This window comes from Erwinia sp. GW821-FHT03D09, assembly GCF_059420805.1.
Genome location: NZ_JBWKUK010000025.1, coordinates 24747 through 41121 on the forward strand (window position 1 = coordinate 24747; position 16375 = coordinate 41121).

Annotated in this window: 17 protein-coding genes and 2 pseudogenes; 9 read left to right on the top strand and 10 right to left on the bottom strand. The window is 54.9% G+C overall.

Annotated features, from left to right (window positions below; translation table 11 throughout):
- Position 1 precedes the first annotated feature (1 nt).
- Positions 2-1180 carry an MFS transporter gene (locus AC07U6_RS20400; RefSeq protein WP_494764641.1) on the bottom strand — a complete coding sequence of 393 codons (1179 nt, stop codon included), beginning with the start codon at positions 1178-1180 and terminating at the stop codon, positions 2-4.
- The gene (locus AC07U6_RS20405; protein WP_494764640.1) at positions 1177-2364 is read right to left on the bottom strand and encodes a serine hydrolase domain-containing protein; all 1188 of its coding nucleotides are present in this window, start codon (positions 2362-2364) and stop codon (positions 1177-1179) included. The genes AC07U6_RS20400 and AC07U6_RS20405 overlap by 4 nt, the downstream gene beginning before the upstream one ends.
- Positions 2365-2479: 115 nt before the next feature.
- Between AC07U6_RS20405 and AC07U6_RS20410 the strand changes: the two genes are divergently transcribed.
- Entirely contained in the window at positions 2480-3379 is a 900-nt protein-coding gene (locus tag AC07U6_RS20410) for a LysR family transcriptional regulator (RefSeq protein ID WP_494764639.1), read from the top strand.
- A 50-nt stretch (positions 3380-3429) separates the two neighbouring features.
- On the opposite strand, the gene AC07U6_RS20415 is transcribed toward AC07U6_RS20410, so the two are convergent.
- Both AC07U6_RS20415 and AC07U6_RS20420 read right to left on the bottom strand, forming a co-directional pair.
- Complete coding sequence (locus AC07U6_RS20415) at positions 3430-4314, bottom strand: PfkB family carbohydrate kinase (protein WP_494764638.1); 885 nt, start codon at positions 4312-4314, stop codon at positions 3430-3432.
- A gap of 93 nt (positions 4315-4407) precedes the next feature.
- On the bottom strand, positions 4408-5130 hold the full coding sequence (locus AC07U6_RS20420; protein ID WP_494764637.1) for a YggS family pyridoxal phosphate-dependent enzyme: 723 nt from the start codon (positions 5128-5130) through the stop codon (positions 4408-4410).
- 69 nt (positions 5131-5199) lie between these two features.
- Between AC07U6_RS20420 and ptsJ the strand changes: the two genes are divergently transcribed.
- The 5 genes and pseudogenes from ptsJ to AC07U6_RS20445 all read left to right on the top strand — a co-directional run bounded on the left by ptsJ (position 5200) and on the right by AC07U6_RS20445 (position 10333).
- Positions 5200-6528 carry a MocR-like B6 salvage transcription factor PtsJ gene (gene ptsJ / locus AC07U6_RS20425; protein WP_494764636.1) on the top strand — a complete coding sequence of 443 codons (1329 nt, stop codon included), beginning with the start codon at positions 5200-5202 and terminating at the stop codon, positions 6526-6528.
- Positions 6529-6618: 90 nt separating this feature from the next.
- Positions 6619-7052: pseudogene (locus AC07U6_RS20430) on the top strand (hypothetical protein).
- Between the two features lie 121 nt (positions 7053-7173).
- Positions 7174-8172 (top strand): ROK family protein, encoded by a 999-nt coding sequence (locus tag AC07U6_RS20435; RefSeq protein WP_494764635.1) that lies wholly within the window; start codon positions 7174-7176, stop codon positions 8170-8172.
- A 121-nt stretch (positions 8173-8293) separates the two neighbouring features.
- A complete protein-coding gene (locus tag AC07U6_RS20440; protein ID WP_494764634.1) occupies positions 8294-9448 on the top strand; it encodes an MFS transporter in 1155 nt (384 codons plus the stop codon).
- Between the two features lie 72 nt (positions 9449-9520).
- On the top strand, positions 9521-10333 hold the full coding sequence (locus AC07U6_RS20445) for a Cof-type HAD-IIB family hydrolase (protein ID WP_494764633.1): 813 nt from the start codon (positions 9521-9523) through the stop codon (positions 10331-10333).
- A 61-nt stretch (positions 10334-10394) separates the two neighbouring features.
- On the opposite strand, the gene AC07U6_RS20450 is transcribed toward AC07U6_RS20445, so the two are convergent.
- Entirely contained in the window at positions 10395-11381 is a 987-nt protein-coding gene (locus tag AC07U6_RS20450; protein ID WP_494764632.1) for an aldo/keto reductase, read from the bottom strand.
- Positions 11382-11527: 146 nt separating this feature from the next.
- On the opposite strand from AC07U6_RS20450, the gene AC07U6_RS20455 reads away from it, so the two are divergent.
- Genes AC07U6_RS20455 through AC07U6_RS20465 form a run of 3 tightly spaced genes read left to right on the top strand, consistent with a single transcriptional unit; the run spans position 11528 to position 13169 of the window.
- The gene (locus AC07U6_RS20455) at positions 11528-11998 is read left to right on the top strand and encodes a hypothetical protein (protein WP_494764631.1); all 471 of its coding nucleotides are present in this window, start codon (positions 11528-11530) and stop codon (positions 11996-11998) included.
- Positions 11999-12037: 39 nt separating this feature from the next.
- Positions 12038-12226, top strand: a complete 189-nt coding sequence (locus tag AC07U6_RS20460) for a hypothetical protein (protein ID WP_494764630.1) — start codon at positions 12038-12040, stop codon at positions 12224-12226.
- Positions 12213-13169 (top strand): LysR family transcriptional regulator, encoded by a 957-nt coding sequence (locus AC07U6_RS20465; RefSeq protein WP_494764629.1) that lies wholly within the window; start codon positions 12213-12215, stop codon positions 13167-13169. The genes AC07U6_RS20460 and AC07U6_RS20465 overlap by 14 nt, the downstream gene beginning before the upstream one ends.
- Here the strand turns inward: AC07U6_RS20465 and AC07U6_RS20470 are convergent.
- The 5 genes and pseudogenes from AC07U6_RS20470 to AC07U6_RS20490 form a co-directional block, all read right to left on the bottom strand.
- A complete protein-coding gene (locus AC07U6_RS20470) occupies positions 13084-14187 on the bottom strand; it encodes a glycosyltransferase family 9 protein (protein ID WP_494764628.1) in 1104 nt (367 codons plus the stop codon). The two genes, AC07U6_RS20465 and AC07U6_RS20470, sit on opposite strands and share 86 nt — an antisense overlap.
- A gap of 449 nt (positions 14188-14636) precedes the next feature.
- Positions 14637-14837 carry an alpha/beta fold hydrolase gene (locus AC07U6_RS20475; protein ID WP_494764836.1) on the bottom strand — a complete coding sequence of 67 codons (201 nt, stop codon included), beginning with the start codon at positions 14835-14837 and terminating at the stop codon, positions 14637-14639.
- The gene (locus AC07U6_RS20480) at positions 14803-15531 is read right to left on the bottom strand and encodes an alpha/beta fold hydrolase (protein ID WP_494764839.1); all 729 of its coding nucleotides are present in this window, start codon (positions 15529-15531) and stop codon (positions 14803-14805) included. Before AC07U6_RS20480 ends, AC07U6_RS20475 begins: the two co-directional genes overlap by 35 nt.
- Positions 15494-15793 (bottom strand): nuclear transport factor 2 family protein, encoded by a 300-nt coding sequence (locus AC07U6_RS20485; protein ID WP_494764626.1) that lies wholly within the window; start codon positions 15791-15793, stop codon positions 15494-15496. The genes AC07U6_RS20480 and AC07U6_RS20485 overlap by 38 nt, the downstream gene beginning before the upstream one ends.
- A 462-nt stretch (positions 15794-16255) precedes the next feature.
- Positions 16256-16336, bottom strand: a pseudogene (locus tag AC07U6_RS20490) (ABC transporter ATP-binding protein); the annotation flags it as partial.
- Positions 16337-16375 lie beyond the last annotated feature (39 nt).

A 16375-nucleotide genomic window follows, 5' to 3' on the forward strand; every position in this document is an offset into this window, starting at 1 on the left:
GTTATGCCCTGAATCCGTAGCGTTTTGCCCGCCAGATCGTCCCCCAGGTGAGTGCCAGCAGGGCCAGTAACGTGGGGGCAAGCAGACCCGGCCCGAACCCGGTCAAAATCGCCGCACCCACCGCGCCGCCTCCCGCAATTGCGATATTCCATGCGGTCACCAGCATGGACTGCGCCACATCGGCTGAGTCGTCGGCGGTTTTCGCCAGTGCAGTCTGAAATAACGAGGGCGCGCCACCAAATGCCAGTCCCCACAGAACTACCGCCGAATATATCATCGCCGGGCTGCCGCCTCCCCACTGCAAAAGCACCATCGCCAGCGCGAACAGCAGCGTTGACAGCAGCGCGCCCGCCCGCAGCCAGCGGTCGATGGTGATGCCAACCAGCCAGATCCCCAGCAGGGACGCAATGCCAAACACCAGCAGCACCGTGCTGATGCGATCTGCCAGCTGTACCGCCTGTAAAAACGGGGCGATATAGGTATAAAGAACGTTATGCGCCAGCACAAAAATCAGCGTGGCCGCCAGCACCGATCGTACGCCGGGCAGGCGAAGTACGGCGGACAACGGCAGTCTTTTTGCGGCGGGCTGGGCTGCAAAATCGGGTACGCTGACCGCGATCCATAGCATCAGCAGCAGGTTGAGTGCGGAAATCGCCATAAAGCAGCTACGCCAGCCGATAATTCCACTGATAAACGTGCCCAGCGGAATACCGATAGACAGCGCCAGCGGAGTGCCGACCATCGCCAGCGAGATCGCGCGTCCTTTCAGCGACGGCTGGACCATTCTGGCAGCATAACCGGCGATCAGCGCCCACAGCAATCCGGCGGAAACACCGGCCAGAAACCGTGCGGACAGCGTCAGCAGATAATCGCCGGACAGCGCTGTTACCGTATTCGCGACGATAAAACCTAACACCGCCGTCAACAGCAGCGGCCTGCGCCGCAGATTATGTGTGACGACCGTCAGCGGAATCGCCGCCAGCAGCGATCCCAATGCATACAGTGTCACCAGCTGCCCCGCGCTGGCGGTGGAAACGGACAGGCTGCTGCTGATTTGCGGCAGCAGTCCGGCCGGTAACGCCTCTGTCAGAATGGTGATAAATCCGGCCAGCGCCAGGGCGAGCAGGGCGGAAACCGGCAGCCGATCGCGTTCCACAAACGCGGTGACGTCACTGCTCATGCTGCCTCCCTGCCGGTAGCGGAAACACCATAAACCGCATCGCGCAGATCGTTAACGAACTGCCCGGACATCCCTTCACCCAGCGTATTGGTAAAGGCAATGACGCTCACGCCCTGCTGCGGATCGACAAACCAGGAATGGCCATAGGCACCGCCCCATCGCCAGGTACCCGGCGACTCCGGCGAGGCGGCAAGTTTGGGGTCGCGCAGTACCGAGAAACCGAGGCCAAAACCGATACCCGGTGAGCCTTCAAGCTCAAGGCCGTGCGTCCAGTCGCGGGACATTTCATCAACCAGCGTGCGCGGCAGCAGCGTTTCTCCATCGCGCAGCGCTTCCAGCAGGTGCAGAAAATCATCTGCCGATCCGACCATTCCCGCACCCGCTGAAGGGAAAGCATCGGCATTGAAAATGCGTGCCGGGCTGTAGTTTATGCCGACCACATCGGGGAAGGGTGGCACGGTTTCACCTTCTCGCAGCAGGTGCGGTCGGGGCTGATCATTGACGTAGGCACGGGCCACGCGCTGCGGTTCGGCACTGTAAAAAGCAGTGTCGTGCATCGCCAGCGGATCGGTAATCAGCTCGCGAACCGCCTCATTCAGCGTGGTTCCGTGGACGCGGGCGACCAGCGCGCCCAGAACATCGGTCGCCAGTGAGTATGCCCAGCTGCTGCCCGGTGCGAACTGCAACGGCACGCGGGCAATACGCCGCAGGTTTTCGTCCAGCGATATATCAGAAGAATCCATGCCGTCGGAAACGCCCGCCGCCGCATAAGGACCCTGTTCATCGCTTTCAAAAAAGCGATAGCCCAGACCGGCGGTGTGGCTGAGCAACTGACGGGCGGTGATGGTTGCCGGGCTGCCGTCGGCCAGCGTTGGGGTAAACTCCGGCAGCCAGCGGCTGACCGGGCTGTCCAGATCGAGTCGACCGCGTGCGACCAGCACCAGTGCGGCGGCAGAGACAATCGGCTTGCTGACCGAAGCCAGGCGGAATAGTGTTTCCGGGGTCATAGCGCGGTTGTTTTCCCGGTCGGCCTGCCCGGCGGCCTGGCGGTAAACAATGCGGCCATGTCGGGCAATCAGCACAACCGCACCCACCAGTCTCTGCTGGTCCAGGGCCTGTTGAATGACCGCGCTGACGCGATCTGAAAGCGATACCATAACCTGTGGAATAGCGCTGTTGCTCATCTGGAATTCCTTAAATCAGTGAATGTCCGACTACCTTAAGCAGTGACGTATTAAAGAAAAAGTAGGGTATAGTTCAGTTAACCCGTGAATAAATTTCGTTAATCGGCAGGTGAAAATGGACAGCTTTAGCGGCGTGACGGTATTTGTGCAGGTGGCGGAAAGCCGCAGCTTCGTGACGGCAGGTCGCCAGCTGGGGCTTTCTGCTTCGGCGGTCAGCAAAAGCATTGCCCGGCTGGAGGAAAAGCTGGGCGTCCGGCTGTTCCATCGCAGCACGCGCAGCATAACGCTGACGGCTGAAGGGGCGCTGTTTCTGGAGCGAAGCCGGCGTATTATCGGTGAGATGGAGGCCGCACAGGTTGAGCTGTCGCAGGTGGCGGGAAAACCGGCGGGACGCCTGCGCATCAGCCTGCCGCAGGTCAGCCCGCTACTGCTGCCGGTGCTGGGCGATTTTATGGCGCGCTACCCGGACATCGAGCTGGATCTGGACTTCAGCGACAGAATGGTGGAGGTGATTGAGGAAGGTTTTGATGCGGTGATCCGCACCGGGCAGCCGATGGATTCCCGTTTGTCGGCCAGAAAGCTGGGCAATTTTACAATGAAAATCGTTGCCTCTCCCGCCTATCTTTCCCGCTACGGCACACCGGAAAATCCCGGCGATCTGCTGCGTCACCGCTGTATGCATTACCGTTTTCCGTACAGCGGAAAGCTGGAAAAATGGGAGCTTGGCAGTAAAGTGGAGCTGAGTCTGCCGATTTCCATGGTATGCAATAATATCGAGACCCGGGTGTGCTTTGCTCTCAAGGGGTTAGGTATTGCTTTTCTGCCGGGGTTTGCAATTAACAACCTGATTGCGGAAGGGCAGCTGGTGACCCTGCTGGACGATATCGATAAGCGCAGAGGGGTGTTCCATATCCTCTGGCCTGCCAGCAAGCACGCATCACCAAAGATACGTGCGCTGGTCGATTTCCTGACCGACAGGGTGTTTGCTCAAGGTAAGGAGGCTGAGAGTCTTTAGCGCTGACGATGGCTATCGCCAGCCGGTCAGAATATCGCTGTCACTCCGCTTCAGTCAGTCTCATTCCCCGCCGGACCGATCGACATATCCGGTCGTGGATTCAGCAGTCCTGTCCCATCATTCAGCGAATCCAGCACGCTGCGGCGGGTCATCTGGCAGGCGAGTTCTGCCGCGTCGAACAGCGTTAAACCTTTCAGCAGCAGAGCGGTTAGCTGTGCGGTAAACATATCGCCGGTGCCTTTGGGCGCGCCGTCGTAGGCCTCGTGCTCAATGATATGCACCGCCTCTGCAGTCACGCAAATGACGCGCAGGCTGTTTCCCACTTCGCTGCGCGCGGCGCTGGTGACGATAACCCACTGAGTTAGCTGGTTTAGCAACGTTCGTGCTGCAGAGATGACATCATCGTCATTTTCCAGCGTTTTACCACTCAGGCAGGCCAGTTCAAAGCGGTTGGGCGTCAGGCCTGTTGCCATCGGTGCCAGACTGTCGCGATACCAGCTCAGCAGCGCCGGATCGACGTAGTAGCCGCAGTCGTCGTCACCCATGACCGGATCGATAATCACCATCGCAGCCGGATTGCTCCGCAACGTATCAGGCAGCCAGCGGCTGACTTCACCGGCTTTACTGGTGCTGCCCAGATAGCCGGTAATAATGGCGCGCAGCTGCGCATCCTGCCCGCGATCGTGCAGCCCCTGAAGGAAGCCGCGGAACCATTCTGATGAAATCTCACCGCCGAAGCAGCTGGGATAGTCGGGTGTATTGCTGAGTAAAAAGGTGGGTACGGCCAGAACCTGCCAGCCGTGGCTTTCCAGCGCAGGCTGGGCAATGCTGTTGCCGACGGTACCGTAAATGACCTGCGACTGGATCGAGATAATATCCGCGTTTTTTTCCGGGCGGCGCTTTTGCAGCTGGGCCGGAGTGATGCCAGGTATCATGAGATTATTTCTCCGTTGGCCAGAAGTGATCGTCAGGCAGTGACCGCGCGCCGAAAATAGCCTGTCCGACCCGCACGACGGTTGCGCCTTCTTCTATCGCGATTTCGAAATCTCCGCGGACATGCCCATCGACAGCGCCAGCTGCTGTGCATCACCAAGGCGATCCCGCAGCGTTGGCAGCCGCACAAAACAGGCCCGCACACGTGCGGCGTTGGAACTGAATTCGGCGAGCGTCATCAGACCGCGCACGCGCAGGGTATCCAGGCCCTGAATTTTTTGCATAAATTCGCCAGCAGCATCGGGATGCAGCCCGTATTTGCTCGGTTCATTTGAGGTATTCACTTGTACAAATACATCCAGCGCCCGGCCTTCTGCCTGCAGGCGGCGGTCAAGTGCCTCTGCGGTATGCAGACTGTCCAGCGCCTGAAATTCGCTGGCAAAGCGGGCAACCAGCTTTGCTTTATTGGTTTGCAGATGACCAATAACCGACCATCTGAGATCGGTTAAATCGGCCATTGCCTGCGATTTGCTCCACGCCTCCTGCACTTTGTTCTTGCCCAGCATGGTGCAGCCTGCCTGATGCGCCAGGCGAATGTGGGCTTCATCCATGGTTTTACTTACCGGCAGCAGCCGCACCTCAGAAGGATCGCGACCGGCGCGCAGGCAGGCGCTGCCGATCCGTGTCTGAACCGCAGCCAGATTATGGCGGAAATCCTCAACGCTTTCCGCCTGTGGCCAGCGATTATGCATCTCATGGCGCGGCTGCGTGTGCTCCGCGACAGCCGGATCGAGGGGGGAACTCTGGTGTGTTTTCATAACGGATAGACAACTCATCGGCAGTGAATTAACATTGTCCTAGGCTAAACCTGATTTTGTCACAGTTCAATGAAGATAAACGGTAAAACAGCAGGTGAAATTTTCGACAGCATTCGATCTCTGGTACATGCCCGCGAGCTGACACCGGGAATGCTGCTTCCTTCCGTCCGGGAGCTGGCAAACGAGCTTGGGGTCAATCGCAATACGGTTGCACTGGCTTATAAAAGGTTAACCGATGCGGGTTTTGCGCTCTCGCAGGGGCGTAACGGCACCATTATTCGTGACGCCGTATCAGACGTAGAGCTGGAGGGGAGCACCGTCGGCCTGACTTTGAAGGATCTTGCCAGCGGTAATCCTTCCCCCGACGTTCTGCCACAGCTTCACGATCTCGTGACTTTTATCCGCAGTTCACCAAGCCTTTACGGTGAAGCCACTATTCGCCCGGAACTGGAAGAGGCAGGGCGTGAATGGTTACAGGCTGACATATCAACCCGCTTCGAACTGAATCTGACCAGCGGTGCGGTCGATGCGGTAGAGCGCGTGCTGGCAACCTGGCTGATTGCCGGCGATCGGGTGGCGGTGGAAGATCCCTGCTTTCTCAGCAGTATCAGCACGCTAAAACATAACCGTCTGCAGGTTTGCCCGGTGCCGGTTGATACTGAGGGGATGCAGCCTGAGGCGCTGGCGAGCCAGCTGGAAGCCGGGGTGAAGGCGGTAATTATTACCCCGCGCGCGCACAATCCTACCGGTTACGGCTTAAGTTCTGGCAGAGCCGCACAGCTCCGTACCCTGCTGGAAAGCTATCCGCAGGTGCTGGTGATTGTGGACGACCATTTTTCTCTGCTTTCTACGCAGGATTATCATCATGTTATTCCGGTTAATACGCAGAACTGGGTGCTGATCCGCTCGACGTCGAAATTTCTCGGGCCTGATTTGCGGCTGGCTTTTGTCGCCAGCGATGGTGAGACGTCCGCCCGCCTGCGGCAGCGGCTCAATGCCGGTACCAACTGGGTCAGTCATATTCTTCAGGACCTGGCCGGCGCATCCATAACGTCACCACAGTTTCGCCAGACAATTGAGCAGGCGCGCCAGCGCTATCAGCAGCAGCGGGAAGGATTAGTGACGGCGTTAAAACGTTACGGTGTCACTATTTCGTCGCAGCATGACGGACTGAATATCTGGGTTCCGCTTGTCGGTGATACTTCGGCCATTGTCATGCAGCTGGCTCAGCGCGGATGGCTGGTCAGGGGCGGGGATTCCTTTGCGCTCGGCGGTACCAGTAGCGGTCTGCGGATTACCGTCTCCGACCTTAACCCGGCGGAAACCGAACAGATTGCGCAGTCTCTGGCAGCGATCCTCTCTGCTTCGCGCCAGACTTTTATTCCTCAGCTGGCCTGAAACGGGCCGGTATCACGATCAACGGAGTTACCTGAAATGCGCGTACATTTCATCGTGCATGAAAGTTTTTAAGCCCCGGGCGCTTATGAAATCTGGGCCAGAGAGCGTGGCCATGATGTGACCTTTTCCCGGGTTTACGCCGGTGAGCCGTTACCGAAGGCAGTCACCAATATTGATTTTCTGATCGTGATGGGCGGCCCGCAGGACCCGGCAACCACACCGGAAGCGTGCCCGCACTTTGATTCCAAAGGTGAGCAGCTGCTGATTGCTTCGGCTATCAAAGCGGGCAAAGCGGTTATCGGTATCCCGATCACGTTTTCGGCTTCCAGTGCCATATGGAACTGACGCCCGAAGTGGTTGAACTGTTGATTGCCCACTCTGAAAACGATCTCAGCCGTGCGGCTGAATTGCGTTTTGTGAACACAGCGGATGAGCTGCGCGCCCATGATTACCGGGCGATGAATCAGGTGCTGTATACCTTCCTCGATAAACTGGCCGAACGTTATACAACAGTGAAAACCTGATACACATGCCCGGTTTGAGATTAAAACCGGGCTGATTCTCCCGCCCCGGGCTAAGCGCAGCCCTGAAAGTGCCCATCTGTGTTAAATTACTGTCGTTACCCGCGACAGCCGAAGAGAAAAGATGAATACGCCGCACAGCCGAACCACCCGTGAAATGAAAAAGAGCAACATCGCGCTGGTGATCGGGATGCTGAAATCCCTTGGCACGGCAACCAAGGGCGAGCTGGCGCAGCAAACCGGATTGAGCAGTGCCACCTGTGGTGCAGTACTCAATGAGTTGACCCTCACCGGTGAAGTGCTGGCGCTGGAATTTGAAGCATCGCGCGGTGGTCGTCCGGCGCAACGCTATGCCTGCAACCCGGATTTTTTCTCCGTCCTGAGCCTGTACGCGGCGGGAAGCGATGCCCGTGCTGAACTGGTGTGGGCGGTCAGTTCGGCCACAGGCAATCTGCTGGCTCAGGGAGAGATGCCGTTTCTGCCGCAGACGGTGGAAACCTTCGACATGCTGATTGCCTCCCTGCTGGCACAATATCCCGGCGTGCGAGTCATCGGCATCGGGCTGCCGGGCGTGGTGGTGGACGATGTGGTGGGATACTGTGATATCTCGCTGTTTAGCGGGTTGCCGATTGCAGAGCGCGCGGCGCAACAAACCGGCTGCTTTACCCAGGCGGGCAACGATCTGAACTACACGGTATGGGGCTTTTACCGCAGCAGCTGTGCGGGCATTCGTGCACCGGTAGCCTATCTCTACAAACCCGATGTTCACTACCCCGGCTGCGGCATGGTTATTGATGGCAAGGTGCTGACAGGCGTCAGTAATTTTGCCGGTGAAGTGCTGCATCTGCCGTTTAACGTCGAAGGCGAACCGTCGCTGGTGGAAGGCATGGCCAAAACCCTGGTTTCGCTGACGGCGCTGATTAACCCGTGCACCGTTGCGGTGGCGGGGGATAACATTCGCGCTGACCATCTACCGGAGATGAGAGAAATCTGCCTGCGGTACGTTCCGGAAAAACATCTGCCTGAACTGATTTACCGTGACTCAATTCGCCAGGACTATCTGCAGGGTATCGCCGATCGCACTCTGCAACAGTACAACTACCATCGTTTGTACGCGGAGTAACGCCGCATGTCTTTCCGATAATTTCCCGTTCCCCGATTGACATTTTTTTCGCCATCGTAATAATACCGAATTATTAAAAGACTTTTAATAAGTTTAATCGCAAGCGAAGGAACCTCCGATTATGTCGATGCAAAACGCGCTGGTTGGGGTGGACAGCTCTACACGTCGGGCCTCCACGCGGGCAATATTTCTTGTCACCGGGATGGCGATGGGCCTGTGGGCGGCGCTGGTTCCCTATGCGCAACTGCGAACGGGGGCCGAAGCCGGGGACCTGGGGCTACTGCTGCTGTGCCTCGGAGGCGGCTCGCTGATAGCGATGCTGGCTTCCGGGCGGATCATCGGGCGGCTGGGCTGCCGCACGGTGATCGTCGCCGGGGTGCTGCTGTATTGCCTGACGTTGCCGCTGCTGGCGATCTTCAGCGATATTCGTCTGCTGGCGCTGAGCCTGTTGATTTTCGGCATGGGGGTCGGCCTGACCGATGTGGCGATGAACGTGCAGGGTACGCTGGTGGAACAGGCGGCAAGAAAGCCGCTGATGTCAGGCTTCCACTGCCTGTGGAGCGTCGGTGGTATCGTCGGGGCGGGCGGTGGGGCGCTGCTGCTGGGGTCCGGCTTCTCGCCGCTGGGGGCCTCGCTCTGCACCGTGGCGCTGGTGGTGCTGGTGACGCTGGGCTTCCTGTCATCGCTGCTGCCGACCGGTGGGGAGGAAGAACAGTCTGAAGGCGGCAAAGCGCGACCTAATTTCCGTCTGGTGCTGATGGCGGTGATGGCGATGATTTGCTTTATGGCCGAAGGTGCCATCCTCGACTGGAGCGGTATTTTTATCACCCAGGAACGCGGTATGGCGGTTGAGCATGCGGGTTGGGGCTTCGCGGCGTTTGCCATCGCTATGTCTCTGATGCGCCTGACCGGCGATGCGGTGGTCACCGCGCTGGGCCGCAAGCGGGTGCTGATAGTCGGGGGTGTGCTGGGTATCGTTGGTTACCTGCTGACGGTATTGACTGCCGGTTGGGCGATGTCGCTGTTTGGCTTCGCGCTGGTGGGGATTGGCGCGGCGAACATCGTTCCGGTATTGATTACCCTGGCGGGTCAGGAAAAAGTGATGCCGGTTAACCGTTCGGTGGCGATGGTGGCCACACTGGGCTACTTCGGCGTGCTGGGCGGGCCGGCGCTGATTGGCTGGGTGGCGCATCTTTCCAATCTTTATGCGGCGTTTTCGCTGGTGGTACTGAGCTTCCTGGTTATTGTGCTGGGCGCCCTGAAACTGAAATATTAACGATTACCTGAGTGGCACTGTGCCGGCCGGGTCTTTCGTACCGGCTTTTTTTAAATTGCAGGGAGATAAACGATGATTAAGCTTGTGGCCGTGGATATGGATGGAACCTTTCTCAACAGTCAGGGTGATTACGCGCGTCAGCGTTTTGCCGAACAGTACCAGCAGCTTAAAGAGCGAAATATCAAATTCGTGGTCGCCAGCGGCAATCAGTATTACCAGTTAAAAAGCTTCTTTCCTGATATTGATGCCGAACTGGCCTACGTGGCGGAAAACGGTGCCTATATAGTGGATAAGCAGCGGGAGATCTATTGCGGAAGCCTGCCGGAGCCTGAAGTAAAACGCGTTATTGAAGTGATAAGCCGGATTGAGGGCGTTAACTTCCTGGTCTGTGGCCGGAAATGGGCCTGGATGCTGGCCAGCGCCGGCGAGGCGTTCTTCAATGAGATGCGGGTTTACTACCATATGCTGGAGAAAATCGACAGCTATGACCAGATTGACGACACCGTTTTTAAATTCGCGCTCAGCTACGTTGAGGATGACGTCAGCGCTCTGATGGCGCAGATTGCTGAAGAGGTGGGGGATATCGTCACGCCGGTCTCCAGCGGCCACGGCTCCGTTGACCTGATTATCCCCGGCAATCATAAAGCGAACGGCATCCGTCGTATCCAGCAGATTTACGACGTTGCGGATGACGAAGTGCTGGCCTTTGGCGACGGCGGCAACGATCTGGAAATGCTGAGGCATGCCGGATTTGGCTTTGCCATGGCCAATGGTTCACCGGCGGCAAAAGCGGCTGCGCGCTATGCGGCACCGGCTAACGATGAAGAGGGTGTTTTAGCGGTTATTGATGCCATGCTGCTGGGGCATGCGCCGTTTAACGCCTGAAGGTGAACACACGGAGGCCGCAGCGCCCCCGTTTTACCGATCTGAGAATCGATAATCCCTGCTACCAGCGCTGATGCACCCACGGCGCGATTTTTTCCTGGTAGAGCTGCTTCAGCGCGGTCATAGTTTCCGCCGGCAGCGCGTCAACGCCGCTCGCCTGGGCGTTAGCCTGTGACTGTACTCTGTTTTTCGAGCCTGGGATCACTACGGTGACATCTTCATTCATCAGTATCCAGCGCAGGGCAAACATCGCCATCGTCACGTCACCGGTAATGAAACGGCGGATATCCTCAACGGCATCCAGCGCCACCTCATAAGGCACGCCGGAGAACGTTTCCCCTTTATCGAAGGCTTCACCATTGCGATTAAACGCCCGATGATCGTCGGCGGAAAAAGCGGTGGCGGCGTTCATTTTTCCAGTCAATAATCCGGAAGCCAGCGGTACGCGGGCGATGATGCCGACGTCACGCCGCTTCGCTTCCCGCAGCAGCAGTTCGGCGGGACGCTGCCGGAAGATGTTATAAATCAGCTGAATAGAGGAAACGTTCGGGTATTCAAGCGCCTTCAGACCCTCTTCAACTTTTTCAACCGACACGCCATAGCTGCGTATTTTTCCGGTGGCAATCATCTCATCCATCACGGCAAAGACTTCCGGGGTATAGTAAATTTCCGTCGGCGGGCAGTGCAGCTGCACCAGGTCCAGCGTATCCATTTGCAGATTAACGCGTGAGCGATCGACAAAATCGTTGAGGTTTTTTTCGGTGTAGCCGGAAGCCTGATGCGGGGAAAGCCGGCGGCCGAGCTTGGTGGCGATAAACGGGCGTTTGCCGCCGCGCTGGTTCAGCACGCTGGCAATAATTTTTTCTGAACGCCCGTCGCCGTAAACATCGGCGGTATCAATAAAGTCGATTCCGGCATCCAGGGCGGCGTTCAGCGCTTCCTCTGCGTCTTTGACGCTGACTTCGCCCCAGGTACCGCCAATCGCCCAGGCACCAAAACCAATTTCCGACACCTTCTGGCCGGTTTTTCCCAGCGTTCTGTGTTTCATCTTGTCATTCCTTACCGTTATTGACTGAAAAATGGTGGCTGCGACTCGGCAAACCGGGATACAAAATCGGGTGTATGAAGGAGCTTAGCGTTTACCCGACGGGATCTCCCGTGATAAAAGATGAATAGAGTTCAATCAAGCAGTTAATGAAATTCATCATTGTTGTACAACCTTCGCGCCGACGTGCAATACGCGTTGCCAGCGCGATGTTCAACCTGGCAGTTGATGCTCAAGGTGAAGAAAAGCGTCAGGGATACCGCGAGCTTATCGAACGCTTTGGTCAATATAAAAACGATGCGATTCAGGTATTGGTTGCCTGTTCTATGCTTGGTTTAGTGTTTGAATCAAACGCTGAAGATGAAGAAAAAGCATGTTGGGAAATAATAAAGAAATTTAGTGATTCGCCAAATGAAGATATTTTAATTGTTGTTGCTACGGCCCAGGTTTTCCTTGCTAACTTACTTTTAAAGAAAAATAAAACCAGAGAGGCCAGCGCGCTAATCCATTCGTTCCATGAGCTGAGTGAATTAATTGGTGAGACTGATGCATATAAAAAATTGAAAGAGAGAGCTATGTTCATCGAAGAGCTAAGCAACAGCGAAAAAAATAAGTCGTAAGTGCCATTTAAATGAATAGCCACCTTACAAGGTGGCTGGATGGATATATTGACCGGAGCCTTCATGCCGGGGCTGGCTAAAAGGGCAAAGATGACCCGCTACATCGGGACAGACAGCAGAATGATTGCAGAAGCGTTGCCTTTACCAGATTATATAGCCCGCAATAATAGATGTTTGCCGTTCATTCAGGCAGTTAATCAGGAACGTCATCGTTATGGAACGTATTGATTTCGCAGACCTTCAGGTTTTTCTGACCGTGCTGCGCTGCCGCAGCTTTAAGCTGGCGGCGATTGAGCTGGGTCTGACCTCTTCGGCGGTCAGCCATGCAATACGACGGCTGGAAGCGCGCCTTGATGCCCGCCTGCTAAACCGCACCAGCCGGGCGGTATCATCAACGGCGTTAGGGCAGCAGCTGGCAGAAAAGCTGGGTGAGGGATTTGACACTATTTCTGCCGCAGTTGAAACGCTGGATGCGCCCGGGCGTAACAGCTTCGGTGCCCTGCGCGTTAATGTTTTTGCCGATGCGGCAAAGCTGCTGGTTGCCCCTGCATTACCAATATTCTCCGAGCGCTTCCCGCAGGTCAGGCTCAGCATTGTGGTGGAGGACAGGCCGGTCGATATCACCGCCGAAGGCTTTGATGCCGGTATGCGTTATGGCCATCTGGTGCCGGAGGATATGGTTGCCGTGCCGCTGACCGGTGCGCAGCGCTGGATCGTGGTCGGTTCTCCGCAGTACGTTAAGCAATACGGCGTGCCCGCATCCCCGGCTGAGCTGGTAAAACACCGCTGCATCCAGCTATTACTGGGGAATAACGCGCGTTATCGTTGGGAATTCGATTCACCTGAAGGCGGCATCAGTATTAATGTTCCAGGCCATATCACCATCAAGGATACGGAAACCACTATTTCGGTAGCCAAAGCCGGTACAGGCCTTGCCTATGTGCTGGAATCGCGCGTGAGTGATGAGCTTGCTGAAGGTGCGCTGGTGAATGTGATGTCCGCACACTCTTCTTATGGCGAGCCTTTTAATATTTACTACAGTAGCAAGCGATATGTTCATCCTGCCCTGCGAGAATTCATCAATATTATTCGTTCACAGCATGGCCTGCAGGCACTTCCCGACCTTCATGAGGCAGATCAAGGCGCGTCTTCAGGCTCCGTAATGCCATAGTGAACTCGTCCAGATTGAGTTCGTTGATATTATTTCCAACGACGATCGTTTCCGCGATATCCTGCATGGCCGGCCAGCGCGTTTTATAATTGGCGTAAATGGCAATGGTCGGTATATTAAATGCGCTGGCAATATGTAATATCGATGTGTCCGGTGTGATGACGATAAAAGCGTCTTTAACCACCGCAGCGGACCGTTTTATGGATGGCGTCAGCCTCAGGCGATAAACATGATCGCACGTCCGTTCTAATTCCATTGCGGTATTCATTCCTTTAGGACTGTGGACAACAATCACCGGGATTTTTAGCTGTTTCCTGATTAACATTATTATTTTTTTCACCATTGACACCGAAAAAGTGCGCTCATCAACGCTGCCCTCAAAATTGAGTGCAATATATTTTCCCGCGTAATCTAAATCTTCTCGTACTTCATTTCTCACATCCTCACTCAGCGGAAATTCAAATCGGGGCCGCACGGCAGGAAACCCGGCTTCTCGCATCATGATCGACCAGGTTAACGGCACCGGTGCGCGAAAAATCTGGTCCATTCTGGAAGGGATTTTGCATGCTGGCGAGAAGCATTTCAGGGATAAACCCACTACCTGAAAGTTAGTTTTAGCCTTCAGGTTTCTTATGAAACACATTGTTTTAAAATTACTTTTTCGCATTGCTTCAATACAGAGGTCGGGGGGGCCGAAAGTTTTACGTATCTCCAGCGCCACCGCCTTAACTTCCGTTAAGCGTGCGTTATCCTGAAATGTCATTTCAATAACGGTAAGTCGGGTCGGAGATAAAATCAGATCGTCAAAAACCGCCTTGTTTAGTGTTGATGCCACAATGATAATATGATCCACTTTTTGCAATTCGAGCGAACGTATCACCGGAAAAACGGACATCGCGTCCCCGATCTGATCCGGGATGTGAATAACGGCAAGGCTGACTTTTTTTGGGTGGATATTAATGGCGTTATAGTCATAAGGACTGAATGCAATGCGCCTCAATAGATATTTCCAGGACATGCTTCAGGACTCACTATTTGTTAGTTATCAAAAGCGTGTGCATATTATAAGACGTATGTATATCGGCACAGAATGCAGGATGGCAATTTACAATAATGACACCATCCACGTTTTGCATTTCGGGCGAATGCATCATCGGAAATTGAACATCGCTTCAACGAATACATCCGGGATGTGAAATCAGCAAGTCTGACTTTCCCGGAGTGAATATTAATGATATTAATCCGTGGATTTTATCAACCGTATGTATATAAGTACAGGATACTGGATGGTAATCATGTAAGTAATGATGTTAAGATGTAATCAATCATGTTTTATTAATTCTGTACTGATTAAGATAACGATAATATGGATTTTTTATGATTAATAATTTTCTGTTTAAATGTTCACTTTGCATTGATGATAATCATAAGTCGCGGCACATGATATGCTGCAACCGGCCGTTAGGATCATTCATGCGGGTATTGAGATAAAAAAACGGCAATGGCTTCGGTCACCATTTCAGCTGATTCAATCGTTGGATGGTGCTCCGTTTCGGGCAACAGCTGCAGCGTTGAATCGGGTATGGCTTTCGCCATCTCATCGCTTAACTTGGGTGGCGTCGCCCGATCGTTTTCACCGCTGATAATCAGCGTGGGCACGGTAATCATCGGCAGCAGCGATCGGATATCGCCCCGGCTGAATACGGCGGCATCGAGCGCAAGTGCCAGTTCGGTTATGGCTCAGCATCACGGCGCATTCGTGCAGGGCCTCGTCTGGGTGATCTGCAAGCCAGCGCTGTCCGTTTAACCGATACTGAATATCCCTGAACAGCGATTCACGCGACTCATCGCTGCCGTTGAGTATCACCTCGCGCTGCGATTTCCAACTATCGAGCCGCTCCGGGAACTCAGCCCTGGCGCTGGTGCCGATCAAAACCAGTCCCGATACGCACTCCGGCTCCCGCGCTGCCAGTCGTATTCCCACCATCCCGCCCTGGCTCTGTCCCACAAACGTCACTTTGCCTAATGACAGCTCGCGGATCAGTAACGCCAGGTCGCTGCTGATATCATCCAGCGTCCAGCCATCGGGGCGGTAGCCGCTTTGCCCGTGGCCTGGCGTATCCAGCACAATACAGCGACGGGTCTGGCTGAGTACGCGGACCTGTGCCGCAAAGACATCGCGATCGACCAGCAGCCCGTGAGCAAACAGCAGGGTAGGGCCTTCACCGCAGTCGCGGTAGCGATAAAGAGTACCGTTAATCCTGATTTGCTGATTTTCCCAGCTATCGTCGGCATCAAAAGCGCGCTGCAGCAGAGCCGAATCTTCAAATATCTGATAGCGGGTAATTTTCGACAGTGAAATGAATGATCATATCGCTGCCGATGGTATTACCACTGCTTAACACGGTATGTCGAAAGCGCTCCAGCCAGTTTTTAACCTCTTTCTGCCCGCACAGCAGACCGGTGGTGGAAACGCTCGGATCGCCGTCGATATGCCAGACAACATTCTCATCCAGCAGGGCGACAGCATCCACGATATTGCCTCTGGCAAATGCGGCGAAATAGTTTTTGACCACCTCGGTTGCAGTCAAATTTGGTGCGCTGTGCTTCTCTTCCTGTGCCATATAAAATATTTCTTTACCTTAAAATCATTAGGTTACGTATCATTTCAGGCAGTATAGTTATGACAGATTTGGAAAAAAACAGACAAAACAGGACAATCATTTTCCATTAATAGAAAACAGCTGCGGGGTGTTTAGTGTGGACTGGAACGATTTACGCTTCTTTCTTACCGTCGCGCGTACGCAACGATTCTACCGCCAGCGTCACACCGGGAGTGCTTTCAGACGTGGCGGACTGGATTCGTAAGCAGCGGTGTCATTTTGAGTCATTGCCAGGGCGCTGAAGTAACTGCGTCAGTTCCAGCCTGTTAATCTCTGATTAGCTATTGCATGTTTTGCCGATCTGAATTGAGATCTCATAGTTGCAGATGATTACTGAGTGGTTTAATGCTTTTATTGTATGTTGTAACTATTTTAATCAATATGGCGCTCTTTTAACCTCCCTGAACGGTGGGAGACGGGACGTGCGCCATCCAGCGGAGCACCGATGCGCGGCACTGACTCCATCAGCAATCGTGTATACGGATGCTGCGGCGCATCCAGCACCATAATATCCGGCTGTCCCGAAAGCGCGCCAGCAGTGAC